Source organism: Caldisericum sp., from assembly GCA_022759145.1.
Taxonomy (GTDB): Bacteria; Caldisericota; Caldisericia; order Caldisericales; family Caldisericaceae; genus Caldisericum.
In genome coordinates, this window is sequence record JAEMPV010000042.1 from 1 (window position 1) to 24,779 (window position 24,779).

Here is a 24,779-nt window from a genome sequence, read left to right on the forward strand (position 1 = left end):
TTATCTGAAATAAAGAGAATTCCTCGATAAAAGTTATGACTGAGATTAGGGGGAGCTTAAGCCCCCTTATAGCCCCTCCTAAGGGGCTTTTTTAAATTACCTTAATTTTGCCTATAATTAATTTTGATGAAGAACATTTTGATTGTTGGTGTTGGAGGAAGAACCGGCACTTTATTTGGAGAGGAGTTAAAGAGGGCAAACCGCGTTTTTGGTGTTGCAGGCAGGCATACACTTCCAAAAATTAAAGAAGGAAAGGTCTTTGTTGAAAGAAGTGGAGACTTAGTAAGATTCGAAGTAGAAACTCTTAATAAGGAAGAAATTTTAAAATTAGAGAATGTTGATGCAATTTTTCTTGCAACTAAAAATCCTGTTTCGCCAATCTTGAAAGAATATCTTCCTTTGATAAAAAATGCTAAATATCTTGTTCTTTCTCAGAACGGCTTTAAAGCAGGAGAAGAGGCGCTTGAAACTATAAAAGAAGTATATGGAAATATTCCTCAAAATCTTCGTATCATTCGTCTTGTCCTTTTTAATGCTGTAAAAGAAATAAAAGATGATAGTCAAATTGTTATTTCATATAAACTTCCGGTAAGAGTTGCCTTTGGTGTTTTTTATGGAGATGAAGAAACTGATGAATTTGAAAATGCTTTGAGTGATGCAAATATTGAATATGTAAAGGTTCGTAAGAACGATGTAAAAAATATGGAATTTTCAAAGTTATTCACAAATCTTATTGGTATCCCTTCTTATTCTTTGCATCTTGATATATACGAAGGGCTGAAAAATAAGGAAGCATTTATGGAGGAAGTGCTTGCCCTAAAGGAATACATAAAAGTTGTTAAGGCAAACAGATCTCGTTTTTTGAACTTTCCACATTACCCTGTAAAACTTTTTGCAAGTTTGGTTGAACATATTCCTGTAAGTGTTCTTGTTCTTTTCAGGAATCAAATTGCAAACCTTGTGTTAAAATTAAGAGGAACAAAGGAAAAAGGAAATATTGATGAAATCGATTACTATACAGGTGCAGTTGTTGAGTTAGCAAGAAAACTTAACATAGAAACCCCCGTAAATGAGAGGGTGTTAAGGAGGATAAAAAATGAGTGAAACGCTTAAGTTCGTTTTGCTTGCAATTTTTGCGTACTTATTAGGTTCGGTTCCTTTTGGATACATAATTGGGAAGATCAATAAAGTCGATGTACTTCAAATTGGGTCGCACTCTGCATCTTCGACCAATGTTTCAAGGGCACTTGGTTGGCGATGGGCAACGGTTTCTGCAGCCCTCGATTTTTCAAAAGGGCTTCTTCCTGCATACCTTGCAAGGATGAATCTTTCAAATGAATGGCTTGTTGTTGTAGTTGCGCTTCTTCCAATGGTTGGTCAAGTATTTCCCATATTTCTTCATTTTAGAGGTGGAAAAGGAGCTTCAACTTATTACGGAGCAATATCAGGTCTTATCGGACTCCACTATTTTATTATCTTTTTCCCTGCGCTTCCGATATTACTTTTAGTAACCCGAAGGATGAGTTTAACAAATATCATTTTTTCCTGGCTTCTAACTATTGCGATTTTCCTTTTTGCAACTGTTATAAAACCAAATGCCTTTCCAATAAGTTATGCAGTTTTTGCTCTTATCGGTGCACTCTTTATGCTCGTTGCGATGCGTGAAAATATAGATAGGTTAATAAAGAACAAAGAGCCAGAAACTCCGTTGAAGTGGTGAAAGTGTATCTGAATATTAAATTATTCAAAAAACGCATCATTTCTATTGTTTTTTCGTTTTGTTTTTAATACAATATATAGGGAAGTAAAAAATCAAAGAAAGGAGAGTAGGCATGAAAAAGGCATTCACAACGAAGTTTATCGTAGTTTTGCTCCTTGTTGTTTTCCTTGGTTCAGTTGTATTTACAGGGTGTGCAAAGAAAACAACAACTGAGCAAACAGGTACTGGCAATGCGTATCTTGATCAACTTATCAAAGCAGCACAGAAGGAGGGCGAACTTACAGTAATTGCGCTTCCACACGACTGGGCAAACTATGGTGAAATTATTTCCACATTTTCAACTAAGTATGGGATAAAAGTAAACGAACTTGATCCTAATGCAGGTTCTGGCGATGAGATTGAAGCAATAAAGGCAAACAAAGGAAGCACAGGACCTCAAGCACCTGATGTTATAGATGTCGGTTTGGCATGGGGACCTACAGCAAAAGAGCAGGGGCTTATCCAACCATACAAGGTGCAAACATGGGATACGATTCCAAATGATGTAAAAGACCCAGATGGCTACTGGTATGGCGATTATTATGGAGTTTTAGCGTTTGAAGTAAATTCAAGCGTTATCAAGAACATACCGCAGGATTGGTCAGACCTGTTAAAACCCGAGTACAAAGGAAAAGTTGCATTAGGCGGCGATCCAAGAACATCCGCAATGGCTGCGATGGCAGTTGCAGCTGCAGCAATAGCAAACGGTGGGTCTTTTGATAATGTTATGCCGGGTCTTGAGTTCTTCGCAAAGCTTAACAAGGCTGGTAATTTTGTTCCTGTAATTGCAAAGCCTGGAACAATTGCAAGTGGCGAAACTCCTATTGCAATGATGTGGGACTACCTTGCCCTTACCGACAGGGACAACTTTAACGGCAACCCTGAAATATCAGTTGTTATTCCAAAGAGTTCCGTTGTTGCAGGCGTTTATGTTCAGGCAATAAGTGCATACGCACCACATCCTAATGCAGCAAAACTCTGGATGGAATTCCTCTACTCAGACGAAGGGCAACTCCTGTATCTTAAGGGATATGTTCACCCCATCAGGTATAACGACCTTGCAAAGAGGAATGTAATCCCTGAAGATCTTGCTAAGAAGTTACCTCCAGCCGAACTCTATGCAAAGGCAATCTTCCCTACAATTGACCAGATTACCAAAGCAAAGAAAGATATTGCTGATAACTGGGATAAAGTTGTAAATGTAAACGTTAAGTAAAATGGAAGTTAAGCAAGCGAATTTGAAGGACGGGGCAACCCCCCGTCCGACTTTTTCAATATTTAGAGACTTATTATTCCTTCTTCCATTTGTAATTTTTGTTGTTGCTTTTCTTATCCTTCCTACTATTTCTATTTTTATTTCTGCTTTTCAAGATCCTTCAGGAAAATTCACTCTTCAAAATATTAAAGACCTTTTCACACCATATATAATGAATGCGTACCTTTTGAGTATTAAGGTAAGTCTTTTTACCGCGGTCTTTGGTGCCCTAATAGGCTTTATGCTTGCGTATGCCTCAACCTTTGGCAACCTTCCCTCCTGGGTAAAGTCTTATCTTAATACATTTAGCGGCGTTGCTTCAAACTTTGCAGGTGTTCCGCTTGCTTTTGCCTTTATTTCTACCCTTGGAAGGGTCGGGCTTTTAACTGCCTTAATACAGCAGATATTCCATGTTAGCATTTATGATCTCGGGTTTAATCTCTACAGTTTTTGGGGATTGTGCCTTACATATCTCTATTTCCAAATTCCATTAATGGTACTTTTGATGACGCCTGCACTTGAAGGCATGAAAAAAGAATGGAGGGAAGGAGCAGAAAATTTAGGTGCAACACCTTCTCAATACTGGATCAAAATAGGATTGCCAATTCTATTTCCAACGATAATTGCAAACACCGTTTTACTTTTTGGAAACGCCTTTGGTGCTTACGCTACTGCCTATGCACTAACAGGTGGATTTCTCAACCTTGTCCCTATTATTATTGGTGCTGAAATCCGCGGGGATATTTTGCATAATGTTGGACTTGGGTATGCACTTGCTCTCGGTATGATAGTGATAATGGGCATAACTATTTTAAGTTATAACTATTTGCAGAGCAAAACTGCAAGGTGGTTAAAATGAAAAAGAGTAGATTCTGGGCGTGGTTTTGGATATTCTTAGGAGCACTTTATTTTCTTCTTCCACTTTTTTCGACTTTCCTTTTTTCTTTAAAGATGAAAAAGGGCGTTTTGAGTTTTGCTGCATATCAGTCAGTCCTCAAGGATCCTCAATTTTTTAAGACATTTACTTTTTCTCTTGAAATGTCTGTACTAACAATTATTGTTGGGCTTGCAATTATTGTGCCAACTGCATTCTGGGTGAGGTTAAGGCTAAAGGGTTTGCGTCCTATCGTTGAATTTATAACGCAAATGCCTTTTGTTGTGCCGCCGATTGTTCTTGTTTTCGGGCTTATAAGGCTTTATAGTAAACCACCAGTTCAACTTACAAGAACCCCACTTTTGCTTGTTATGGGCTATGTGGTACTTTCTCTTCCTTACATATACAGATCTGTTGATAACGGGCTTATGGCAATGGATGTTGAGCGTCTAACCGAAGCAGCGGAAAGCCTTGGTGCAGGATGGACAACAATTCTTTTTAAGGTGATACTGCCAAATCTAAAGAGTGCCTTAATAAGCGGGACATTTTTAACCTTTGCAATAGTTATTGGTGAACTTACAATGGCTTCTATGCTTGCATGGCCTGCATTCGGTCCTTATATGGCACTTTTAGGGCAAAATAGGGCTTACGAGCCTGCTGCACTTGCGATTATGTCATTTGCGCTTACCTGGGCTGCAATGGGTGTGATTCAATGGGTTGGAAGAACATCCTTCGTTAAGCAAGAGCAGGTTGGCGGTATACACTAAGGGAGGCAAAAATGGGATTTGTAGAACTAATTGATGTAAAAAAATATTTTGGTAAGGATAACCCTGTTCCTGCAGTTACAAATTTTAACCTGAGTGTTGAAAAAGGCGAGTTTATTTCTCTTCTGGGTCCTTCTGGCTGTGGAAAAACAACAACACTTAGAATGATTGCGGGGTTCGAAACGCCGACAGAAGGGAAGATAATTATTGATGGGGTTGATGTAACATATCTTCCTCCAAACAAAAGAAATGTTGGTATGGTATTTCAGTCATATGCATTGTTCCCCAATATGACCGTCTTTGATAATATTGCTTTTGGGCTAAGGGTTAAAAAGAAAAGCGAAGATGAGATCAAAAAACGTGTTGAGGAGATGTTAAATCTTATCCATATGACAGAGTTTAGAACTCGCTATCCTCATCAACTTTCTGGTGGTCAGCAGCAGAGGGTTGCTCTTGCAAGGGCGCTTGCAATATATCCTGAAGTCCTGCTCCTTGATGAGCCTCTTTCAGCACTTGATGCAAAAATTAGGGTTGAGTTGAGGAGTGAAATCCGAGCAATTCAGCAAAAATTAAGAATAACAACAATATATGTAACACACGATCAAGAAGAAGCGCTGACAATGTCTGATAGGGTTGTTGTTATGAACAAGGGTGCAATAGAACAGGTTGGGACACCTCAAGAAATCTACAATAACCCCAGGACGCAGTTTGTTGCATCTTTTGTGGGGACGCTTAATTTTCTTGAGGCAAGGGTTGTTGAAAAAAGTAATGGAATCCTTGAAGTTGGTAGTCAAAAATTCTCCATTGGTAGAGCACTTTCGGAGTTTGCTTCTGATAAGGTAACCGTTGCAATAAGACCCGAGAGGTTAAGGATAGTTCCCGATGAAACATGCACTAATTCTTTTGATACTGTTGTTACAAGAATAACTTTTATGGGTGCAATCGTAAGAATACATGTAAAAATTGGAGATGCTCTTGTTGCATGCGACACATTTAACAACCCGAAGTTAGAACTTCCTGAAATTGGAGATAAAATTAGGGTGTATTTTTCAAAGGAAGATGTTTTAGTTTTGAGCGCCTAAGGAGCGTAATATGGAAAAGAAATATATTGGAGCAATTGACCAGGGGACAACAAGCACACGTTTTATTATTTTTGATAAAAGTGGTACACCAATATCTTCAAGTCAGGTTGAACACAGGCAGATATTTCCAAAGCCTGGATGGGTTGAGCATGACCCTATTGAAATTTGGGAAAATACAAAGTATGTAATTAGGAATGCAATAGAAAAAGCGAATATATCGCCCTGTGAAATTGCAGCAATTGGTATTACAAACCAGAGGGAGACAACGGTTGTCTGGAACAAAGAAACAGGAAAGCCTTACTACAATGCAATTGTCTGGCAGGATACAAGGACGAAGGATGATGTTGATAGGCTTATAAGTGGTGGATATAATGACTGGTTCAGAATAAAAACAGGATTGCCTATCTCTACATACTTTTCACTCCTCAAGATCCGTTGGATTCTTGAAAATGTGCCTGATGTTAGGGAAGATGCCGAATTGGGTAAAGCGCTTTTTGGGACTATTGATACATATCTAATTTGGCTTCTTACAGGTGGGGTAAATGGAGGCAAACACATAACAGATGTTACAAATGCTTCAAGAACTATGCTTCTAAACCTTGAAAAACTTAATTGGGATGAGGAGATTCTTAAAGAACTTAGAATACCAGGGCAAATGCTTCCAGAAATTAGACCATCCTCAGATCCGTCACTATTTGGTTTTACTAAACTTGATTTTCTTAATTGCGAAATACCAATAGGTGGGGCTCTTGGTGACCAGCAGGCTGCACTTGTTGGCCAAACCTGTTTTGATACGGGTGAAGCAAAGAATACCTATGGAACAGGTTGCTTCCTTCTTTTAAACACTGGAAAGAATATTGTTAGAAGTAAAAGTGGACTTCTTACAACTGTTGGCTATAAGTTTGGCAATGATTTGCCAGTTTATGCGCTTGAAGGGTCGATTGCAATTACAGGAGCACTTGTTCAGTGGCTTCGGGACAACCTTAGAATTATAAATAAGTCGAGTGAAATTGAAGAACTTGCAAGAACTGTTGAAGATAATGGTGGAGTTTATTTTGTCCCTGCATTCTCTGGTCTTTTTGCGCCTTACTGGCGAACCGATGCGCGTGGAGTAATTGTTGGGCTTACAAGGTTTGCAAATAGCGGTCATATTGCAAGAGCAGCATTAGAGGCAACTGCATACCAGACAAAAGATGTAATTCGGGCAATGGAAAACGACTCAGGAATTAAACTTGAAGTGCTTAAGGTTGATGGCGGAATGGTTGTAAACGAACTTCTAATGCAATTCCAATCGGATATTCTTGATGTGCCTGTGGTAAGGCCAAAGGTTATTGAAACAACTGCGCTTGGTGCATCCTACGCAGCAGGGCTTGCTGTTAAGTTTTTTGATTCGATTGAAGACCTTAAGAAAAACTGGGCAGTAGATAAAATTTGGAAGCCTAAAATGGACGAGGCTAAAAGAGAAAAGTTATACAGAAACTGGCTAAAGGCGGTTGAGAAATCCTTTAACCTTGCAGAAGATTAGTGCGGAGGTACTATGGAAAAATTTGATGTTATTGTAATTGGTGCAGGCGTTACGGGCGCAATGATTGCAAGAGAACTTTCAAGATTTGAATTATCCGTTGCAGTTATCGAAAAAGAGTCAGATGTATGCATGGGGACAACTTCCGCAAACACAGCAATAGTCCATGCAGGGTATGATCCTGTGCCAGGCACCCTTAAGGCTGAATTAAATGTGAGAGGGAATAAACTCTGGGATCAAGTTGCTTTTGAACTTGGCATACCTTTTAAGAGGACCGGGGATTATGTTGTTGCAGTAGGTGATGAGGAGTTTAAAAAACTTGAGGCGCTTTTTGAAAGAGGCAAGAAAAATGGTGTTCTTGGTCTTGAGATATTGAGTAAAGACAAGACGCTTTCGAAACTTCCATATCTTAACAGAGATGTAAGCGGTGCTATTTTTGCACCTACTGGTGGTATTGTTGACCCATTCCAGGCTGCACTTGCACCAATGGAAAACGCAGTTGTAAATGGCGTCCATCTTTATCTTGAAACCTCTTTTATTGATTTTATTTTTGAGGGTAATAAGATAATCGGTATCAAGACAAATAAAGGCGAATTTTTATCAAATTGGGTAATTAACGCAGCAGGTCTTTATTCGGATGTTATTATGCATAAGGCAAATATCCACCCTGAATTTAAGATTACGCCAAGAAAGGGAGAGTATTACATATTTGATAGAAATGAATTTGCAATTCCTGATGTTCTTTTTCCGGTGCCAACAGAATTTAGCAAAGGAATTATGATTACAACAACGGTCCATGGCAACACTATTATCGGACCAAACTCCCATGAGGTTGATGACAAAGAAGATACTTCAAATACAAGGGAAGGACTTGAAGAAGTTTATAAAGGTGCTTCAAAACTTGTTCCCGAGATTAATCTAAGACACGCTATTGCAATTTTTGCCGGGTTACGAGCAACAGGCAATGCAAGAACTCCAAATCCAAACATAGATTATCATCACGATTTCCTTATCGAAGCGCATCCTCAATTAGGGCTTTTAAATGTGGCAGGAATAGAATCACCCGGGCTTGCATCTGCTCCTGCAATTGCTGAAAGAGTTGTAGAACTCTTAAAGGATTCAGGACTTGAACTTAAGGAAAAGAAAGACTTTAATCCAATAAGAAAACCAAGGAAAAGGTTTAGAGATATGAGTAATGAAGAAAGAGCGCAACTTGTAAAAGAAAATCCTCTTTACGGTAGGGTTATCTGCCGTTGTGAATATGTTACCGAAGGTGAGATTGTTGAGGAAATTCATTCGCCAATCCCAGCAAAAACATACGATGCTATTAAGAGAAGAACCTGGCTTGGAACAGGCAGATGTCAAGGTGCGTTTGATACGCCAAGAGTAGTTGAAATTCTTTCAAGAGAATTGGGTATTTCTCCACTTGAGGTAACGAAAAAAGGAAGTGGCTCTTACTTTCTTTTGAGGAAGACTAAAGAGGTGGAAAATGGATAAGTATGATGTTGTTGTGATAGGCGCAGGGCCCGGAGGGCTTGCAGCAGCAATTTCTGCAAAAAAAGAAGGAGCAGAGTCTGTTCTCATAATTGAAAGGGATAAAGAACCTGGTGGCATTCTTAATCAATGTATACATAACGGATTTGGCGTCGAAATATTTAAGGAAGATTTACCAGGTCCATCATACGCAGAAAGGTTTATAAATGAAGCAGAATCACTGGGTATAGAGTTCATGCTTGACTCTATGGTTTTGGAGATAACGTCGCAAAAGAAGATATATACTACAAGCAAGTGGTATGGCTTTAAAGAAATAGAAGCAACTGCAATTGTGCTTGCAATGGGTGCAAGAGAAAGGACACGTGCTCAAATTAGAATTCCTGGTTTTAGACCTGCTGGTGTTTATACTGCTGGTACTGCCCAGCGCTTTGTAAATATTGAAGGTTTTATGCCAGGGAAAAGATTTGTGATCCTTGGTTCAGGCGATATTGGAATGATTATGGCTCGACGTTTAACGCTTGAAGGAGCAAAAGTTGAGAGAGTACTTGAAATAATGCCTTTCTTAACGGGACTTACGAGAAATTATGTCCAATGCCTTCAGGATTTTAATATTCCACTTCAATTGAGCCACACCGTTAATCGGATACTGGGAAAAAATAGAGTTGAAGCAATTGAGTCAGTTCAGGTTGACGAGAACTTTAACCCTATCAAGGGGACGGAAGAGATAATTCCTGCAGATACATTGCTTCTGTCTGTAGGGCTTATTCCAGAAAATGAGCTTTCAAGGAAAGTTGGTGTGAAAATGGACTCATTGATTCAGGGCCCGTTTGTTGACGAGGAGATGCAAACTTCAATTCCTGGGATTTTTGCTGCTGGGAATGTTGTACATATTTTTGACCTTGTAGACTGGGTAACTGAGGCTGGATTTAATGCAGGAAAAGGTGCCGCACGTTTTGTAAAGGAAGCTAAAGAGAAGAGCGACCTTGTGAAACTTGTCCCGGGTAATAACATACATCATATTGTGCCTCAGTATCTTAAAAAGGATGCATTACAAAATGGACCTATAAAACTTATGATGCGAGTCATAAAGCCACTGGAAGAAAAAGTATGGGTTGAGTTAAGCGATGGCAAAAATCTCATCACAAGAAAACTTGAGCGCTATGTAAGACCTGGTGAAATGGTAATATTAACTGTCCCTCAAAAAGCATACGATGATGTTAAGAAAGCAAAAGAACTTATTGTAAGCATTGAGAAATTCGGGGGTTAGACATGGAAACAGGAAAATTTACATGCCTTGGTTGTCCGGTTGGATGCTCTTTAACGGTTTATATAGAGAACGGTGAGGTTGTAAAAGTTGAAGGTAATCAGTGCAACATAGGAATAGACTTTGCTAAGCAAGAGGTGAAGGACCCAAGAAGAAAGGTTACAACAACTGTAAAGATAAGGAATGGAGTACATCCACTGCTTCCTGTTTATACAGACAAGCCATTTCCTAAAGGAATGATAATGGAATTGGTTAAAGAACTTAGAAAGATCGAAGTTGAAGCGCCTGTGAAAATGGGTGATATAATCCTCGAAAATGCGTTAGGAACGGATGTCAATATAAGGGCAAGCAGGAGCATAAAAAGAAATGGATAGGGTTGTTTTAGTTACAGGGGCATCCTCTGGTTTTGGGCGTGAGATTTTTAATTACCTTAAAGGAAAAGGTATAACTGCGTATGGTGTTGCAAGAAGCCTTGAGGACTCGGAGGATTTAAAGACATTTAAACTTGATGTAACTGATTTTGAAAAAGCAAAAGAAGTTGTAAAAAGAATTGTTGATATCAATGGTCGTATCGATGCGCTTGTAAATGTTGCGGGGTTTGGCATATCAGGAGCGGTGGAGGATACGCCAATCGATGCAATAAGAAGGCAAATGGATGTAAATTTTTTGGGGACAGTCAATATGGTTAAGGCAGTGCTTCCTCATATGAGGGAGAGGCATTCAGGGACAATAGTAAACTTTAGTTCTATTGCAGGACTTATAGGGCTTCCTTACCAGGCATTTTACTCTTCCTCTAAATTTGCAGTTGAAGGGTTTTCTGAAGCGCTTAGAATGGAAGTGGATCAATTTGGGATTAAAGTTGTTGTAATTGAGCCTGGTGACTTTAAAACAGGATTTACCGGCAAAAGAGAAAAATATACCGAAAGTACCTCTCCTTATTATGAAAAATTTACGAGGGCAATTTCAAAGATGGAGCACGATGAAACTGAAGGCGAAGATCCAGGCATTGTTGCTCCCCTTGTGTATAAAATTATTGAATCAAGACATCCTAAAGAAAAGTATGTTGTAGGACCGCTTTTTGAAAAACTATTTGTTAGCTTGCGCAAAGTCCTTCCAGATTCCTTTATGCATGCTATTTTCAAAATGTATTACGGTTTGTGATTAATTGATGCCTCTATGAATTTTACAAATAGTGGGTGAGGGTTAAGAGGTCTCGACTTAAACTCCGGATGTGCCTGAGTTCCTATAAAGAAGGGATGGTTTTCAATTTCAGCAAATTCTACAAGTTTTTCATCAGGTGATGTCCCTGACACAACAAACCCATTTGAGGTGAGTATTGGCAAAAATTCGTTATTTACTTCATACCTGTGTCTGTGTCTCTCCGAAATTTCTCTTGTTCCGTAAATACGATGTGCAAGGCTTCCCTCTTTTAAGATAGCCTTTTGTGCGCCAAGCCTCATTGTTCCTCCGAGCGCCTTTAAGTCTTTTTGATTTTCCATTATATCAATAACAGGATATGGTGTTTCAGGATCGAATTCCTTCGAATTTGCACCTTTAAGTCCACATACATTTCTTGCAAATTCAACTGTCATGAGTTGCATCCCAAGACAAATCCCCAAAAATGGTATGTGATTAACCCTTGCATAATTTATTGCGTTAATCATTCCCTCGATACCTCTTGTGCCAAAGCCACCAGGGACAAGTATGCCGTTTAGATTGTTTTCCTTAAGGACATTCCTGTAATTTTCGTTTTCGAGTTCTTCAGAATTTATCCAGACAAGTTCAAGTTTTGCCCTGTTTTCAGTTGCCCCATGTTTTAAAGCCTCGATAAGGCTTTTATAGGCGTCTTTTAGTTCAACATATTTGCCTACGATGCCAATTCTAACAGTTCTTTCGGGCTTCTCCATTTTGTCCAAGAATTCAATATACTTTTCTATGTTTAGTTTATTTTCGGGAAGCCCTAAAGTTTCAAGCACCCTCTTTGAAAATCCCTGGCTTTCAAGAAGTATCGGAATCTTGTATATGTTGTCTGTGTCAACCGCCTCTAATACATTCTCAACTTTTACATCTGTAAAAAGCGAAAGTTTTTTCTTTTATAGATCTACTTATATGGACTTCGCTTCTTACCAAAAGTAAATCGGGCTGGATACCTAACTTCTTAACTCCTTTACACTGTGCTGAGTTAGCTTTGTCTTCACTTCAGAAGTTGCCCTGAGATATGGCAGAAGCGAAACATGGATATAAGAAACATTTTCTTTGCCAAGGTCAATTTTCATCTGTCTTGCTGCCTCTAAAAATGGCTGGGATTCTATATCTCCAACTGTTCCACCAATTTCAACGATTAGTATGTCGCAAGACTCACCGAGTTTTTTAAGGCTATCCTTTATCTCATTTGTTATATGGGGTATTACCTGCACAGTCTTCCCAAGGTATTTGCCTTCCCGCTCTTTTGTTAGGACTGAATAGTATATCTTTCCTGTTGTAATGCTATTATCCTTTGTGAGGTTCTTGTTGAGGAATCTCTCGTAGTTTCCTATATCAAGGTCTGTTTCTCCACCATCCTCTGTCACAAAGACTTCTCCATGTTCATAAGGAGACATCGTCCCTGCATCAATCTGCAAATATGGGTCAATTTTTGCAATATTCACGCAGTAGCCCCTGCTTTCAAGAAGCATTCCAAGTGATGAAGCAACAAGACCTTTTCCTAATGATGAAATAACTCCACCCGTAATAAACACAACTTTCATATGCTCACCTCATATCCAAGTGATTTGAGTCTTACTTGAACGGCTTTTTCACTCACCAAGAAGAAATCAGATATTTTTCTTATGGCACTATTGTCGATGTTGCTACCGTATTTTAGGATGTCATCGACTATGTCTTTTAAAACCCATTCAGGCATTAGAAGTTGTCCTACAATGTTATTTATCTTTGATTGGTATCTTTTGTCTTCGCCTTTGTAGATATAATAAGGGAAACTTGCAAATGGTTTTTCTTTTTGAGTAAAGTACTCGACAAATTCGTGCGTCAGCACAAAATGTTTTGCTTTGCTTGGAAGCCTTTTGCTTATAAATATTTGAGCGGTTTTACCCATTATGAGTGTAAAATTTTTGTCTGTATCAATCTCATGGATATTCTCAAGCCCAATATAATGGTCTATTGCCTTTAAAATATCTATCTGGATTGGAGGGCTTCCCTTAGGAAAAGCTTCAATTAGTTTCCTTGTTTCCAATTTTTCTCTTCTTTAGATAATCTATAAAGGCTTCGATTGCCCTTATGTCTTCCTCAGTTAGGTCTTTGTCAATGTGGAATAAAATTTTAACATCAGTCTTTTCGATAAAATATGAGGAGGGTAAATTTAGTGCCTCTGCAATTTTTGCAACAACTTTTATTGTTGGAGTCTTTTTCCCCTGGAGGAGTTGAGAGATGTAGGCGATGGATATACCTGTTCTCCTTGCAAGTTCGCTTTGGGTGAGGTCCTTTTCTTTTAAAGCCTCTTTTAATCTTTCAACGAAATACTCTCTTACTCCCATACCTTATATTTTATTAAAATCCACACAATTATCAAATTTAGGATGGGGAGTCTTACTTACATTTCGCTTGAAAACTTATAAAGTAATTCAATGGATTTGTAATAGTCAATAAGCTCTACATATTCATTTGGTTGGTGTGCACTTGAATTTCAGATTTTTCCATACCTTATCTTTTTAAATTTCAGAATTTATTCCTCATGTTCAAAGGAGAGTCGAGTTTCTAACCTGTGCCTTTCAACTGCAATTTGGAGGATATCGTTTATGAGGTCTTCATAAGTTTTTCCCATTAACTTGTAGATACGTGGAAAATCAGAGTGTTCTGGGTCGAGCCCAGGAAGAGGATTAACTTCGAGGATATAAGGATTGTTGTTTTTATCAACACGGAGGTCAAATCGTGCAATGTCTCTATTTCTCAAAGCGATAAATGCGTTTTTAACAATATCGGATATTTTTTGAAGGACTGACTCGGGAAGCCTTGCAGGTAGGTAATAGTTTGCCTTATCTGCATAATCTGTCTTAAATTTGTAGGTTTGTATGTATGGTGAAGCCTTCAGCTCTCTTTTTGTAAGTGTTGAAAAATCTATTTCCATTGGTGGCAAAACCTGTGGAGGAAAGTTCCCCATTACGCCAACTGTTACTTCTGTCCCTTCAATAAATTCTTCAACCATTAGAGGCTTTTTGAATTTTTTAAACGCCCTTTCAACAGCTTCTTTTAACTCTTTATCATCTTCGCATATGGACTTTGATGAAATTCCTATGCTTGAGCCCTCAAAGATTGGCTTAACTATAACTGGGTAGTTGAGGTCGCCTATTTCAACAGGATCTATTACTCTTAAGACCTTGAATTTTGGCGTAGGGATTCCGTGATAAAGCAAAACTTCCTTTGTCATTACTTTATCCATTGAAATTGCAAGAGATAGCACTGAAGAGCCCGTATATGGTATTCTCAGTTCATCTAAAAGCGCAGGGACAAATGCTTCTCTGTATGGTCCGTATTTTCCTTCAGCAATATTAAATACAAATTGGGGTCTATCGATTGTAAGAGAATAAAAAAGCAAAGGAGAGGTTGCTTCATACAGTTTTACCTTGTGTCCCCTTGCTTCAAGTGCTCGTTTTATAGATTCTATTGTAACAGGACGGTCAAACTCATCTAACTCGGTCTCTGACCTTTTTAAATTAAATGTTATGCCAACTTTCATTTTGTGCGCTTATAACCTTTCTTTATTAGTCACCAAGTTCCCCAAGGCTTTTCTCGGTAAAGAGTTTTTCCTTGAGTTCTTTTGCAAATTTTTCATCAACTCTTCTAATGTACTCGATTAATAAAGATGCATGTTCTTTTTCATCATCTCTATTGTGTTCGAGAACTTTTTTAAGTTCAGGATCAGTCGTTGCTTCTGCTCTTTGGTTGTAGTAATCAATTGCCTCGAGTTCTTCCATGAGTGATGAAAGTGCTCTGTGTAAATCCATCGCTTTCTCACCGATGATCTTTGGGTCTTCATACATATTCCCTGCCATATTACACCTCCTTATATGTTTATTATAACATTAAATTATTCTTTTCCAATTGTTTTACTCGGTAGTTGCTTCATGCATCTTAATGAAGTGAAAATAGGCACTTCCTCGGAAAGCAAAGATGCCATACCCTTGCTTCTAATAAGAGTTGCACCTCTTACATCAATTTCTAAAAACTTCTTCAAGATTTCCTTTACATAGTTTTCGTTGCATGGAACTTTGATAAACAAATACGTTTTGACATCCTTGTCGAGGATTATACACATTTGATAAAAAAACAAATAGAAATCTATCCTAAAAATCTCTCTTTAAGCCTTACAGGGATATCACTTAATTCTCTTCTATGCGAATAGATGAGAAGGACTGCGTTTAAGAACCAAACAAGAATAAGTTCTCTATAGAATAAATACACAAATATACCCGTAAAAGCAAACGAACCAGTTACTCTTAAGGCATTGTATTCTGGGGATTCTTCATAGCCTTTATGGAAAATAAGTGGATAGAGAATTAGTGTAATAGCAAATATTATTGCGATGCGGAAATTCGTTAATGCAACCCATATTCCGAATGTTGTTGCAACCCCTTTACCGCCTTTCCCTTTTAAAAGTGGCGAAAACATATGTCCTAAGAGTGGTGCAATAGATATAATGCTTAATTCGATAATGTTAAAGTTGTTGTTTCTTATAATGAAATACAAAGGAATTGTGCCTTTTAGAAAATCAAGAAGGCTACCAATGACACCTGCAACTTTTCCTCCCGCATGCCATAGGTTAAATCCTCCTGGGTTCCCATCGCCGTATTTTCTTATATCCTTTCCGAGAATCACTCCTATAAGGTAGGAAAACATAATTGACCCTGTTAAGAATTCAATCAGAAAATAAAATGCAATAGTTCTTAAGTGTTCCACATCCTTTCACCTACCTTCTTGTAAAAATTTTTACATCCTTCCACTCAACAAAGCCTCTTACAAAAGTTGCATAGAAAGAATAAGTTATGACGAACAATGTAAATAGAACTATAACTGGGTAAAATATTGCGGCAACCACCGAAAACTCTCCTACTCTTTTTGAGAATATATACATCAAAACTACATACGATGCATAAAGGTAAAAGAAAGGAAATGTGTTGTAATAAAAAGGTGGTATTAATGACCCTAACAGGAATAGAACAATCGGCAAGACTACCGAAAAGTCAACAGTTGCACTTCCCAGAGCAGAGTTTTTAGCCCATCCCTTAAATAGAGACTTTAGCCCTTTAGGATACATCCTGAATTTTACAAGTTCACCCCCAAGGAAATTCTTAACAGGAATGTTCGCCTTTACAAATGCAGCACCAAGTTTAAAATCCTCCACTACTTCGTTTTTAACAACGGCATGGGTGCCAACTTTAATATAGTTTTCTCTTGATACTGCTATTAATGGTCCGTAAATACCTGTTGGTCTTGTATTTTCAATAAGAGAGAAGCTTTTCGAAGCCATTGCAGAGATTATTGCAAAAATCATTGAAAGGTTTTCGTAAGGTTCTTTTATGATGTGTTTCGGCCAAATAGATACAACTCCATTTGAATTTATTACTTCATAAACAATGCTATTGACTGCGTCTTTTTCGAGTTCTACATCTGCATCGACAAATATGAGGATTTCTCCGCTTGAGTGATTGAATCCTTGAAGGCATGCATATGGCTTTCCTAAAAATCCTTCTTCATGTTCATCTATGTGGATAACTTTTGCGCCATATGATTTTGCAACATCAAAAGTTCTGTCGGTGGAATTGTCATCAACAACAATTATTTCAAGGTTTGGATATGTGCATTTTGTAAGGCTTTTAAGAAGTTTTTTGAGGTTATCTTCTTCGTTTTTTGCGGGGATTATTATTGATACCAATGGCTTATCCTGGGGTTCGTTTGTTTCAATGAACCGTGCCCTGTAAAAAGCAAAAATTCCACTAAAAATCCCTAAAATAGCCGTCAAAATAAGTAATTTAATCATTTCATACTAATTATAGTACTAACAAAGTCTAAATCAAAATGAGTTTCGGTATATATGTGGTATAATTTAAATATGAGAAGAAAATGCGGAATAGGTTGCACGAACTTAAGTGATTTTGGTGTTTCGCAAGGTATCGTTTTGAGAGCATGGATATTATCATATCTTAAGATAAATGGACCCAAGCATGGTTATGAAATCATATCTGGATTTATGGAGACATTCAAGGATCTTGCCCAGGACTTCACATCAAGTGAAATGGGTGCGTTCTACAAGATCATGAGACTCTTTGAAATGGAAGGACTTGTTACATCTTCCTGGGAGATTAGCGAAAGTGGTCCTGCAAGGCGTATTTATACAATAACTGACAAGGGAATAGAAGAACTTAAAAATTTAGAAGAAAGGCTTACGTATTCGAAATCAATAATAGAGACATTACTTAATATGATTAAGGAGGCAAAAAAATGAAAATTGCATTTGTAGTAGATGAAAACAAGGGACTTGAAAGTAAAATTAGTGAGCATTTTGGGCATGCTCCCTATTTTGTGATTGTGGACAGTGTTGATGGTGAAGTAAAGAATGTAGAAACGGTTGAAAATCCATATGCAGGATTGCATGCGCATGATGAACTTGTAGATTTCCTCAAAGGCAAGGGTGTTGAAATGGTGGTTTCGAGCCATATGGGTGAGCATATGATGGATGCTTTTGATGAAGCTGGTATTGATATCGTGATAGGTGCAGAAGGAAAAGTTTCTGATATCCTTGACGATGTTATTGAAGGTGATTTTGAAGAGTACGATGAAGACCTTGAAGAACTTGATGAGGAACCCGAAGAAGAAGATGAGATTTCAGAGTTGCGAGAGGATGTAGATGCGCTTAAAAAAGAAATCGAAGAAATAAAGTCTATGCTCAAAAACATTGAAAATAAATTGAAGGGATAAAATATATAAAAAGGGGGTGATTTTATGAAGATTAACGATTATCTTAAAGAGAAGACCAAAACATTAACAAGTGAAGAAAGAGAAGAGAGGTATAAGTATCTTGGAAAAGAGGTAGTTGATGTTGGAGAGCCTGGTCTTGATTCTATTGCGGAATTTTATGGCATTGCTCACGCGATTTGGGATGATTGGAAAGATGGGCATATCGACACAAAGACAGCCCTAAGAAGATTGTCTCTTCTAAAACTTCTGAGTTTTAAGGGCAAGAATAAGAAAATACAGGATATTGATGACGAGGATTTAGAGGAAGTAAGAAAATTTATTGATTATGTAAGACAGGTTATTAAAAACGAAGGAAGAAGACACGGAGAAAAAATCGAGGAAGAGTAGATTATGAAACATTTATTTGCACCGTGGCGTAAGACTTACATTCAAAACGCACACAATAAGGATAGAGGTTGTTTTATTTGCAATGCAGCAAAATCAAGCGATGATGAGGTAAATCTTGTAGTTAAGAGGGGCGATTTTGCAATTATCATCCTTAATAGGTATCCATATAACTCTGGGCATGTGATGATATGTCCTAAAAGGCATGTTAAGTACCCGTACGAATTAAACGAAGATGAACAAAGAGAAATAATGCAATTTTTAGGGATTGCGGTAAAAGTGCTCGAAAATGTTTATCACCCAGAAGGATTTAACATTGGTGTAAACATTGGACGCGCAGCAGGTGCAGGGGAGGAGCATCTTCACTTCCATATTGTACCAAGATGGGGTGGGGATACAAACTTTATGTCGGTTTTTTCTGAAACGAGGGTTATCCCCGAAACGGTTGAGGAAACTTTTAAAAAGCTAAAGGAAGCATTCAGTAGTATTTAATTACTTCACAGAATCTATGTGGTCTGACAGTTGAGTTGTGGGGACTTCAATGTCAAGTTCCCGCAACTTATACGAAACATACAAGGCTGCCTCAATACGCATTTTTTGTATTTCACAACCGATTTCGTAAGGCTTAAAGATGTCACCATTCATAATGTAATTGTTTGCAAGACATCCGCCCGTGCAGTAGAACCTTGCCCAGCACTCGGCACACTCCTTTTTATTGAAAAGGAAGTTTGCCTTTCTAAATTTTTCTTGAAGTTCTTTATTTTGAATGCCATTAAATACATCGCCTAATTTTGTTTCTTTTATGCCATCAAATTGATGACATGGATAAATTGACCCATCCGGAGAGACAGCGACATATTCAACGCCTGCTCCGCACCCGTTAATACGTTTTTGTATGCATGGACCTGCCTCTAAATCGATGTTAAAGTGGAAGAAGTTCCATGTTCCTTCTTTTTGTGAATTTACATATTCAGTTGCAAGGCGCTCGTACTCTTTTTTGAGGATCGACAAATCTTCTTTTTTAATCCCGATACCTTCTTCTTTTGTGACAACAGGCTCAAGCGAGATATATTTAAAGCCAAAATTATGTAAATCCATAACGGTTTTTGATATGTCAAGCGTTGTGTGGGTGTATGTCCCTCTTACATAATAGCCGCCTGACTCTTTTCTGTGTTCTGTAATCATCTTAATTTTTGGGAAAATGAGATCAAATGTGCCTGTGCCATTCCTCAAAACTCTGTATTTATCATTCGTCTCTTTTCCTCCATCAAGGCTCAAGACGATACTCACATCGTTATCATAAAGAAACTTTTCTATTTCTTCTGTAATAAGACTTCCATTTGTTGTTATGGTAAATCTCCAGTTTTTATTTTTGTAAGTACTTCGTGCGTATTCAATTGTTTTCTTAACAACATCAAAAGCAAGAAGTGGTTCGCCACCAAAGAAATCGACTTCAAGCGAATCACGCCCATCGGAGTTTTTAACAAGAAAATCGATAGAAGCCTTAGCAACATCAAAACTCATAAGGGCATCACTTCCACCGTAATTTCCTTTTTTTGCAAAACAGTACAGGCATCCAAAGTTACAGGCATGGGCAACATTGAGGCACATCGATTTCAGGATAAGGTTTGACTCAAAATACTTTGGAGGTTTCGAAAAAAGAATCCCATCTTTTATGAGTTCTTCTATCTCTTCCTGGATACCTAAAGCCTCATCTCCGTATTTTTCTTGGGTTAGTTTTAATGCCGTCTCTTTTGAATCTGTTTCCTCAAGTTTTGTTAAATAGAAATACGTTACCTCATCAAGATTTAAGAGGCTTCCTGAATTTACATCAAGAGCAAAAAATTCCCCATTGAAGGGGAAGAGGTGCACTAAAGACTTATCAAACACAGACTACCAAATCCACCTTTTAACAGGTTTTTTGATTTCGCAAACTTGATTGCCAACAGTTACGCTTGTTTTGCATGCAGACTTGCAAGGTGTCTGGCAAAGCCTGCAATCATGTGCCTTATCAATATTCCAGAACGGCTTCTTTGCTACAATTTTTACATGCTTAGTTGTATTTACCATAGCGTACCTCCTTACAACACTATTATATTTTTAAATCTGTTTTTTGCAAGTTTACTTTTTTATTTTGAATTATTTGCTTAAGTTGTATAATTTTGTAAGATGGCAAACATAAAAGGGGTTGTGATAAAGGAGTTTGAAAGCAAGGGGCAAAAGGCTTTAACTCTGTCAACAGACGATGGGGTTTTTGATATTATTTTTGAGAAGCCTGTTGAATTGTCAAATGTAAAAAAACTGAGCTTCATTAACTTAAAAGAACAGAAAGGATTTTTGAGAAGAACTCTTACTTTTGGTGAAGATTCTCTTGTATCGTTTTATCCTGGATTTCTTGTCCAACCCGAAGAAATTGAGGAAGATACATTTTCAACTCTCTTTAAGATTTTTAATAGTATGCCATTGAAGGAATCCTATGAAGGAGAAATATTTTATGCTGTAAGGGGCATCAAATTTAGTGAACGCTTCAAAAACATTGTTGAGAGATTCCCAAAGGACATAAAAGCGAAGTTCAGTTTCTATCCTTATATCTACGACACAACGACTGGGTTTTTTGTGAAAGATGCGCTTTTCTTCGGAAGATTTCCTGTTGTTTTTGAAGGCAATCTTACAAAAGGTATAGTCCAGGCGCTTGCGCTAAAATTTGAAGAGTTTTTGGTGATGAGTTCCTCCGGCACATTCGAAGAGAGAAAGATTTCGATTAACGATAAGAAGAAAGTGCTATCAAAAAGAAATGACTTTGCAAACCTTGTTTATTCCTTCTTTGACGTTTTAGATAAAAAGTTAGATAAAAATAATCCGTATCTTGTAAATTATGTTTATATTCTTGATCACAGGGACATTTTTGAAGAACCCATAAACGAATATCTTAAAGAGTTTAGGGGAGTTAGAAAACATATTAAGAAACTTCTCGACGCACGCCTTGAAGATATTCCCCTATCGAGGCTATACAATGCAGAAGGGGAAGATTTTACATTCAAAGCCCTCATAAAAGATAACGAATTAAATCTAAATAGCGGAACGCCTTGTATTCTTTTTGAAAGAGCCCCTCTTAATATGAGGATTTTTGGCATAGTTAAGTCCATCGATTTTACTTCTATTTCAGGCGCGGTAGATTATAAGACAATCTCCCCAGAATTTATAACGCCTCTTAAAACGCAAAAAAGAGAAGTAAAAGGTCTTGTTAACATAATGAAAGCCCCTGATGCCTTAAAGGATTTTGTACTCTCAAGCAAGTATTTGCCGCATATTGATAGACTTTTCGATAACCCAGTTGACCTTATTTCAGGTAAGCCCATATTTGCTATTATAAAAGGTGATTTTGGCACAGGAAAGAAATTTGTTTTGGGAGAGTTTTTGAGAAATTCTCCTGATGTAAAAGCCCTCATATTCTCAAAGGAATTTTATAAATCCCTTAAAGAAACATTTGGAAACCTTGTTGAGAAAAGTGTCGATAATATTGACGGTATTTTTGACTACATTTTTTACTTCGATAGGAATATAGACAAAGTAACTATATTAAATCTTGTTCCATTCGCCCAGAACCTCATAATTTTTACCTATGGAGGAAATGTGCCTTTTGAGAATTTACTTGATGAAAATAGGATTTTTATGCTCAACAATGCTCTTGGTTTTGATAAAAGTATACACAGGTTTGTTTCAAAATTTTATCCAATGAATTCACAGGGCATTTCAGAAATATCCGATATAAAAATAGTCAATAAAGACAATATTGATAGTGACTTTATTCCTCTTGTTAATCCAGAAAAGGTAGTGCAGTTTGTTTCAGTTAAGGGAAGTGTCGAATACGAGAATAATAGACTCAACAAAAGTGAAGCAAACTTTACCGTAGCGCTTATTAGACAATTCCTGAAAGGTGGCGTTGACCGCTCTTCAATTGAGGTTATAGTGCCTTACGAGCGACAGAAGGCATACATTATTGACCAATTAAAGAATAGTCAGATTGAAGGCGTTAGAGTTGCACTTTTGGATGAGGCGATACAATCCTCGATAGTCATTATAAACTTCGTTGAGTATAAATTGCCCACTGTTTTCAAAGATAAATTTATGCTTGCATATGTCATTACAAGAGCAAGGAGTAAGGTAATACTTGTTGGGTCTCCCAATCTTTTGAAGACAGAAAAGTTTTTAGCGTGAGACTTTTCTTTTTAAGTAAGTTAGCGGGATCTGGGGATTTGTCAATAGCAGTTTAAGACCAGTTATTGCAGGCTTATCCATAAAGCCATACCTAACAAGAGTTTCAGAAACCTTATCTTTGTTAAGGTTCTTTACAATGGTATCCTTATCCTCATCTGTAAGAGTTTTATATATATCCCTGAGGATGATTTCTTTTTTGAATTCTGGGAGGAGAATTTTTTTCCACCTTTTGTCGTATTGCCTAAGTATCTTGTAAAAGTCTTTTGGATTTCCCGAAAACGCTTCGATTATCGTATCGCTTAAGATATTTCCTGCAATAAACCCTGTAAGTAAGCCACCGCCTGAAAATGGCTTTACGATACGTGCAGAATCTCCAACAAAAAGAACATTCTTAAAAACAGTTTGTTTTGCAATGCCTATTGGGATGCTCCACACAACTGGCTTATCAATGGCCTTTGCTTTTGAGAGTTTACTCCACGAGTTAAAAAGTTCATCTAACTTGTAAAGAAGGTTTTTTCCTATATCTGTTCCGAAGCCAACTCTTGCCTTTTTGCCATTTGTTGGAATAATCCAGGAAAACCAGTTATGTGAAATCTTATTGTTCATATATATGTATGCTATTTCTGTTTGTGGAAGTTCAATTTCTGTATCTACCTGTGCTGTATAAATTGTTTCTCCACCCATATCAACATTAAGCATTCTTTGGATTGCATTCGTTGCGCCTGTAGCAACAACAAGCACTCTTGCTTCAAATGAATTTCCATTTGTAAGTGTTATGGAAAGTTTATCGGAAGTATTCTCAATATTTTCAATATGGGCATTATAAAAGAATTTTGCGCCGTTTCTTTTTGCTCTTTGTTCCATAAAGATGTCAAAATTGCTTCTGTCGATAACTACAGCGTAAGGACTTTCTCTTTTGAATGAGAAGTTACTTTCCTTATATGAAAAAACCTCGGCACCATTTATGTAATTTAAAATAAGAGATTTATCCAGGTTCGTAAGTTCAAGAAACTCTATCGGAACAAGTCCCGAGCAGTGGTTTGGAAAGCCAATCCTTGTTTTTGCTTCAAGCACTGACACTGAGAGTCCAGCACTTGCAAGATTGCTTGCAACATTGCATCCTATAGGACCTCCGCCAATTACAATAACATCAAACTTTTCCACAAAAACATTATATCACATTTAAAAAACTGTTAATTAAGGCTTTAGAGATGAAAAGTTATCTTCGCTAAAGTGAGTCACAACTGACCACTTTTACCACTGTTAACCTCAGAGGGTAAAACAGGGTGATGCAAAAACCCTTGTGCTTCATAGTATTGATTGAGTATGTTTCGAAGATAATGCCTGCTCACCTTCTTTGGTGAGATTCTTTCACACTCATCAACACTATAAAGCTTGTTGGCCTGGACACCAAGCCAATGGAAGGGATTAAATCTATTTAAAACATTTACACTTCCAACATGATCTGCGTTATCCTCATATCTACATTCAGAACATCTAAAACTTTCCTGAGTTGTTCTATTATTTCTATCTATATTTCCACATTCAAGACAACTAAGCGATGTCCATTCACTATGAACTATATGTACTCTTATACCTCTCTTTTCTCCCTGTCTTAGAAGAACGTTTTTTACATCTGATAAGTTTAATAACTTTATTAGTCTCGAGTACTTCATGTTAAATTCTTCGTTGATTATATTCTCTTATCTCTTAGATGCAGGTCTTCTACTACAAGATCAGTAATTCCGTTTTTCTCGCAATAGTCGAGGATATTGTGGACGAGTAGTTCTACATACCAGTCAAGTCTACTGTAGAGCTTCTGTAGTTTTTTCAAGTTCTTTCTCATTTAGATTCTGATACCCAATCTTATCAAGTTTATTCAGGTCTTTTACGATATTTTTTAGAAACATAATTTTTAAGGTCGGGATAAAGGTTAAATGCCATTGCAATATTTGTAAGGGACCCAAGCGTAAGAAGAATTACACCAGGGTTATCTTTAGTAAGTTTATAGATTGCATATGGTGCGGGTATGTATTCTTCGATTCTATCTGGTTTTTTAAGGACAACATCCATAATGCCATTTTCTCCGTGTATTTTAGCAGGTGTTGACTTCTCGGAAATAAGGGGTTTGTGTGCGCCGTCGACTTATACCTGACAAAATCTGATTGCATCTACCATCTTGTCAGGTTGCA

General features: G+C 37.5%; 28 protein-coding genes and 2 pseudogenes. 16 read left to right on the top strand and 14 right to left on the bottom strand.

Annotated elements, in window-relative coordinates; translation table 11 throughout:
- Window positions 1–126: 126 nt before the first annotated feature.
- From JHC30_02650 to JHC30_02700, 11 genes are all read left to right on the top strand, one after another.
- Complete coding sequence (locus tag JHC30_02650; protein MCI4463055.1) at window positions 127–1,104, top strand: hypothetical protein; 978 nt, start codon at window positions 127–129, stop codon at window positions 1,102–1,104.
- Window positions 1,097–1,720, top strand: coding sequence for a glycerol-3-phosphate acyltransferase (locus JHC30_02655; protein ID MCI4463056.1), 624 nt, complete (start codon window positions 1,097–1,099; stop codon window positions 1,718–1,720). The genes JHC30_02650 and JHC30_02655 overlap by 8 nt, the downstream gene beginning before the upstream one ends.
- A gap of 112 nt (window positions 1,721–1,832) precedes the next feature.
- Window positions 1,833–2,975 (top strand): extracellular solute-binding protein, encoded by a 1,143-nt coding sequence (locus JHC30_02660; GenBank protein MCI4463057.1) that lies wholly within the window; start codon window positions 1,833–1,835, stop codon window positions 2,973–2,975.
- A gap of 1 nt (window position 2,976) precedes the next feature.
- On the top strand, window positions 2,977–3,873 hold the full coding sequence (locus JHC30_02665; protein MCI4463058.1) for an ABC transporter permease subunit: 897 nt from the start codon (window positions 2,977–2,979) through the stop codon (window positions 3,871–3,873).
- On the top strand, window positions 3,870–4,655 hold the full coding sequence (locus tag JHC30_02670; GenBank protein ID MCI4463059.1) for an ABC transporter permease subunit: 786 nt from the start codon (window positions 3,870–3,872) through the stop codon (window positions 4,653–4,655). Before JHC30_02665 ends, JHC30_02670 begins: the two co-directional genes overlap by 4 nt.
- An 11-nt stretch (window positions 4,656–4,666) precedes the next feature.
- The gene (locus JHC30_02675) at window positions 4,667–5,734 is read left to right on the top strand and encodes an ABC transporter ATP-binding protein (GenBank protein MCI4463060.1); all 1,068 of its coding nucleotides are present in this window, start codon (window positions 4,667–4,669) and stop codon (window positions 5,732–5,734) included.
- A gap of 10 nt (window positions 5,735–5,744) precedes the next feature.
- Entirely contained in the window at window positions 5,745–7,259 is a 1,515-nt protein-coding gene (glpK, locus tag JHC30_02680) for a glycerol kinase GlpK (protein ID MCI4463061.1), read from the top strand.
- 12 nt (window positions 7,260–7,271) lie between these two features.
- Window positions 7,272–8,753, top strand: coding sequence for an NAD(P)/FAD-dependent oxidoreductase (locus JHC30_02685; protein MCI4463062.1), 1,482 nt, complete (start codon window positions 7,272–7,274; stop codon window positions 8,751–8,753).
- The gene (locus JHC30_02690) at window positions 8,746–10,017 is read left to right on the top strand and encodes an FAD-dependent oxidoreductase (GenBank protein MCI4463063.1); all 1,272 of its coding nucleotides are present in this window, start codon (window positions 8,746–8,748) and stop codon (window positions 10,015–10,017) included. The genes JHC30_02685 and JHC30_02690 overlap by 8 nt, the downstream gene beginning before the upstream one ends.
- A gap of 2 nt (window positions 10,018–10,019) precedes the next feature.
- On the top strand, window positions 10,020–10,388 hold the full coding sequence (locus JHC30_02695) for a DUF1667 domain-containing protein (GenBank protein MCI4463064.1): 369 nt from the start codon (window positions 10,020–10,022) through the stop codon (window positions 10,386–10,388).
- Complete coding sequence (locus JHC30_02700; protein MCI4463065.1) at window positions 10,381–11,175, top strand: SDR family oxidoreductase; 795 nt, start codon at window positions 10,381–10,383, stop codon at window positions 11,173–11,175. The genes JHC30_02695 and JHC30_02700 overlap by 8 nt, the downstream gene beginning before the upstream one ends.
- Here JHC30_02700 and JHC30_02705 read toward each other — a convergent pair.
- The 8 genes and pseudogenes from JHC30_02705 to JHC30_02740 form a co-directional block, all read right to left on the bottom strand.
- A pseudogene (locus JHC30_02705) lies at window positions 11,163–12,761 on the bottom strand (CTP synthase). The gene JHC30_02700 and the pseudogene JHC30_02705 overlap by 13 nt on opposite strands.
- The gene (locus JHC30_02710) at window positions 12,758–13,246 is read right to left on the bottom strand and encodes an ImmA/IrrE family metallo-endopeptidase (GenBank protein MCI4463066.1); all 489 of its coding nucleotides are present in this window, start codon (window positions 13,244–13,246) and stop codon (window positions 12,758–12,760) included. Before JHC30_02710 ends, JHC30_02705 begins: the two are co-directional and overlap by 4 nt.
- On the bottom strand, window positions 13,224–13,547 hold the full coding sequence (locus tag JHC30_02715; GenBank protein ID MCI4463067.1) for a helix-turn-helix transcriptional regulator: 324 nt from the start codon (window positions 13,545–13,547) through the stop codon (window positions 13,224–13,226). Before JHC30_02715 ends, JHC30_02710 begins: the two co-directional genes overlap by 23 nt.
- Before the next feature lie 188 nt (window positions 13,548–13,735).
- Window positions 13,736–14,746: an ATP-grasp domain-containing protein gene (locus JHC30_02720; GenBank protein ID MCI4463068.1), complete on the bottom strand. Its 1,011-nt coding sequence runs from the start codon at window positions 14,744–14,746 to the stop codon at window positions 13,736–13,738.
- A gap of 25 nt (window positions 14,747–14,771) precedes the next feature.
- Window positions 14,772–15,062, bottom strand: coding sequence for a ferritin (locus JHC30_02725; protein ID MCI4463069.1), 291 nt, complete (start codon window positions 15,060–15,062; stop codon window positions 14,772–14,774).
- A 35-nt stretch (window positions 15,063–15,097) separates the two neighbouring features.
- Window positions 15,098–15,289, bottom strand: coding sequence for a hypothetical protein (locus JHC30_02730; GenBank protein MCI4463070.1), 192 nt, complete (start codon window positions 15,287–15,289; stop codon window positions 15,098–15,100).
- A 59-nt stretch (window positions 15,290–15,348) separates the two neighbouring features.
- A complete protein-coding gene (locus tag JHC30_02735; protein MCI4463071.1) occupies window positions 15,349–15,966 on the bottom strand; it encodes a glycerol-3-phosphate acyltransferase in 618 nt (205 codons plus the stop codon).
- A gap of 10 nt (window positions 15,967–15,976) precedes the next feature.
- A complete protein-coding gene (locus JHC30_02740) occupies window positions 15,977–17,047 on the bottom strand; it encodes a glycosyltransferase family 2 protein (GenBank protein MCI4463072.1) in 1,071 nt (356 codons plus the stop codon).
- A 72-nt stretch (window positions 17,048–17,119) separates the two neighbouring features.
- On the opposite strand from JHC30_02740, the gene JHC30_02745 reads away from it, so the two are divergent.
- From JHC30_02745 to JHC30_02760, 4 genes are read left to right on the top strand one after another with little or no spacing between them, the layout of a single operon-like run.
- Window positions 17,120–17,512: a PadR family transcriptional regulator gene (locus JHC30_02745; protein ID MCI4463073.1), complete on the top strand. Its 393-nt coding sequence runs from the start codon at window positions 17,120–17,122 to the stop codon at window positions 17,510–17,512.
- Window positions 17,509–17,985 (top strand): NifB/NifX family molybdenum-iron cluster-binding protein, encoded by a 477-nt coding sequence (locus JHC30_02750; GenBank protein MCI4463074.1) that lies wholly within the window; start codon window positions 17,509–17,511, stop codon window positions 17,983–17,985. Before JHC30_02745 ends, JHC30_02750 begins: the two co-directional genes overlap by 4 nt.
- A gap of 24 nt (window positions 17,986–18,009) precedes the next feature.
- Window positions 18,010–18,372 carry a hypothetical protein gene (locus JHC30_02755; protein ID MCI4463075.1) on the top strand — a complete coding sequence of 121 codons (363 nt, stop codon included), beginning with the start codon at window positions 18,010–18,012 and terminating at the stop codon, window positions 18,370–18,372.
- 3 nt (window positions 18,373–18,375) lie between these two features.
- Window positions 18,376–18,861 carry an HIT domain-containing protein gene (locus tag JHC30_02760; GenBank protein ID MCI4463076.1) on the top strand — a complete coding sequence of 162 codons (486 nt, stop codon included), beginning with the start codon at window positions 18,376–18,378 and terminating at the stop codon, window positions 18,859–18,861.
- Here JHC30_02760 and scfB read toward each other — a convergent pair whose 3' ends face one another.
- Both scfB and scfA read right to left on the bottom strand, forming a co-directional pair.
- Window positions 18,862–20,259, bottom strand: coding sequence for a thioether cross-link-forming SCIFF peptide maturase (gene scfB / locus JHC30_02765; GenBank protein MCI4463077.1), 1,398 nt, complete (start codon window positions 20,257–20,259; stop codon window positions 18,862–18,864).
- Between the two features lie 3 nt (window positions 20,260–20,262).
- Window positions 20,263–20,439: a six-cysteine ranthipeptide SCIFF gene (scfA, locus tag JHC30_02770; GenBank protein MCI4463078.1), complete on the bottom strand. Its 177-nt coding sequence runs from the start codon at window positions 20,437–20,439 to the stop codon at window positions 20,263–20,265.
- Window positions 20,440–20,538: 99 nt separating this feature from the next.
- Between scfA and JHC30_02775 the strand changes: the two genes are divergently transcribed.
- Window positions 20,539–22,587: a hypothetical protein gene (locus JHC30_02775; protein ID MCI4463079.1), complete on the top strand. Its 2,049-nt coding sequence runs from the start codon at window positions 20,539–20,541 to the stop codon at window positions 22,585–22,587.
- On the opposite strand, the gene JHC30_02780 is transcribed toward JHC30_02775, so the two are convergent.
- The 4 genes and pseudogenes from JHC30_02780 to JHC30_02795 form a co-directional block, all read right to left on the bottom strand.
- Window positions 22,579–23,751, bottom strand: a complete 1,173-nt coding sequence (locus tag JHC30_02780; GenBank protein ID MCI4463080.1) for an NAD(P)/FAD-dependent oxidoreductase — start codon at window positions 23,749–23,751, stop codon at window positions 22,579–22,581. The genes JHC30_02775 and JHC30_02780 overlap by 9 nt on opposite strands.
- Window positions 23,752–23,825: 74 nt before the next feature.
- On the bottom strand, window positions 23,826–24,263 hold the full coding sequence (locus JHC30_02785; GenBank protein MCI4463081.1) for a transposase: 438 nt from the start codon (window positions 24,261–24,263) through the stop codon (window positions 23,826–23,828).
- A gap of 17 nt (window positions 24,264–24,280) precedes the next feature.
- Window positions 24,281–24,433, bottom strand: coding sequence for a hypothetical protein (locus JHC30_02790; GenBank protein ID MCI4463082.1), 153 nt, complete (start codon window positions 24,431–24,433; stop codon window positions 24,281–24,283).
- Window positions 24,434–24,462: 29 nt separating this feature from the next.
- A pseudogene (locus JHC30_02795) lies at window positions 24,463–24,726 on the bottom strand (nucleoside hydrolase).
- Window positions 24,727–24,779 lie beyond the last annotated feature (53 nt).

Bases quoted from the DNA above. Each gene is read 5' to 3' on its own strand.
- JHC30_02650 (MCI4463055.1), top strand. From the start codon at position 127: ATGAAGAACATTTTGATTGTTGGTGTTGGAGGAAGAACCGGCACTTTA.
- JHC30_02655 (MCI4463056.1), top strand. From the start codon at position 1,097: ATGAGTGAAACGCTTAAGTTCGTTTTGCTTGCAATTTTTGCGTACTTA.
- JHC30_02660 (MCI4463057.1), top strand. From the start codon at position 1,833: ATGAAAAAGGCATTCACAACGAAGTTTATCGTAGTTTTGCTCCTTGTT.
- JHC30_02665 (MCI4463058.1), top strand. From the start codon at position 2,977: ATGGAAGTTAAGCAAGCGAATTTGAAGGACGGGGCAACCCCCCGTCCG.
- JHC30_02670 (MCI4463059.1), top strand. From the start codon at position 3,870: ATGAAAAAGAGTAGATTCTGGGCGTGGTTTTGGATATTCTTAGGAGCA.
- JHC30_02675 (MCI4463060.1), top strand. From the start codon at position 4,667: ATGGGATTTGTAGAACTAATTGATGTAAAAAAATATTTTGGTAAGGAT.
- glpK (MCI4463061.1), top strand. From the start codon at position 5,745: ATGGAAAAGAAATATATTGGAGCAATTGACCAGGGGACAACAAGCACA.
- JHC30_02685 (MCI4463062.1), top strand. From the start codon at position 7,272: ATGGAAAAATTTGATGTTATTGTAATTGGTGCAGGCGTTACGGGCGCA.
- JHC30_02690 (MCI4463063.1), top strand. From the start codon at position 8,746: ATGGATAAGTATGATGTTGTTGTGATAGGCGCAGGGCCCGGAGGGCTT.
- JHC30_02695 (MCI4463064.1), top strand. From the start codon at position 10,020: ATGGAAACAGGAAAATTTACATGCCTTGGTTGTCCGGTTGGATGCTCT.
- JHC30_02700 (MCI4463065.1), top strand. From the start codon at position 10,381: ATGGATAGGGTTGTTTTAGTTACAGGGGCATCCTCTGGTTTTGGGCGT.
- JHC30_02715 (MCI4463067.1), bottom strand. From the start codon at position 13,547: ATGGGAGTAAGAGAGTATTTCGTTGAAAGATTAAAAGAGGCTTTAAAA.
- JHC30_02720 (MCI4463068.1), bottom strand. From the start codon at position 14,746: ATGAAAGTTGGCATAACATTTAATTTAAAAAGGTCAGAGACCGAGTTA.
- JHC30_02725 (MCI4463069.1), bottom strand. From the start codon at position 15,062: ATGGCAGGGAATATGTATGAAGACCCAAAGATCATCGGTGAGAAAGCG.
- JHC30_02740 (MCI4463072.1), bottom strand. From the start codon at position 17,047: ATGATTAAATTACTTATTTTGACGGCTATTTTAGGGATTTTTAGTGGA.
- JHC30_02745 (MCI4463073.1), top strand. From the start codon at position 17,120: ATGAGAAGAAAATGCGGAATAGGTTGCACGAACTTAAGTGATTTTGGT.
- JHC30_02750 (MCI4463074.1), top strand. From the start codon at position 17,509: ATGAAAATTGCATTTGTAGTAGATGAAAACAAGGGACTTGAAAGTAAA.
- JHC30_02755 (MCI4463075.1), top strand. From the start codon at position 18,010: ATGAAGATTAACGATTATCTTAAAGAGAAGACCAAAACATTAACAAGT.
- JHC30_02760 (MCI4463076.1), top strand. From the start codon at position 18,376: ATGAAACATTTATTTGCACCGTGGCGTAAGACTTACATTCAAAACGCA.
- scfA (MCI4463078.1), bottom strand. From the start codon at position 20,439: ATGGTAAATACAACTAAGCATGTAAAAATTGTAGCAAAGAAGCCGTTC.
- JHC30_02775 (MCI4463079.1), top strand. From the start codon at position 20,539: ATGGCAAACATAAAAGGGGTTGTGATAAAGGAGTTTGAAAGCAAGGGG.
- JHC30_02785 (MCI4463081.1), bottom strand. From the start codon at position 24,263: ATGAAGTACTCGAGACTAATAAAGTTATTAAACTTATCAGATGTAAAA.
- JHC30_02790 (MCI4463082.1), bottom strand. From the start codon at position 24,433: ATGAGAAAGAACTTGAAAAAACTACAGAAGCTCTACAGTAGACTTGAC.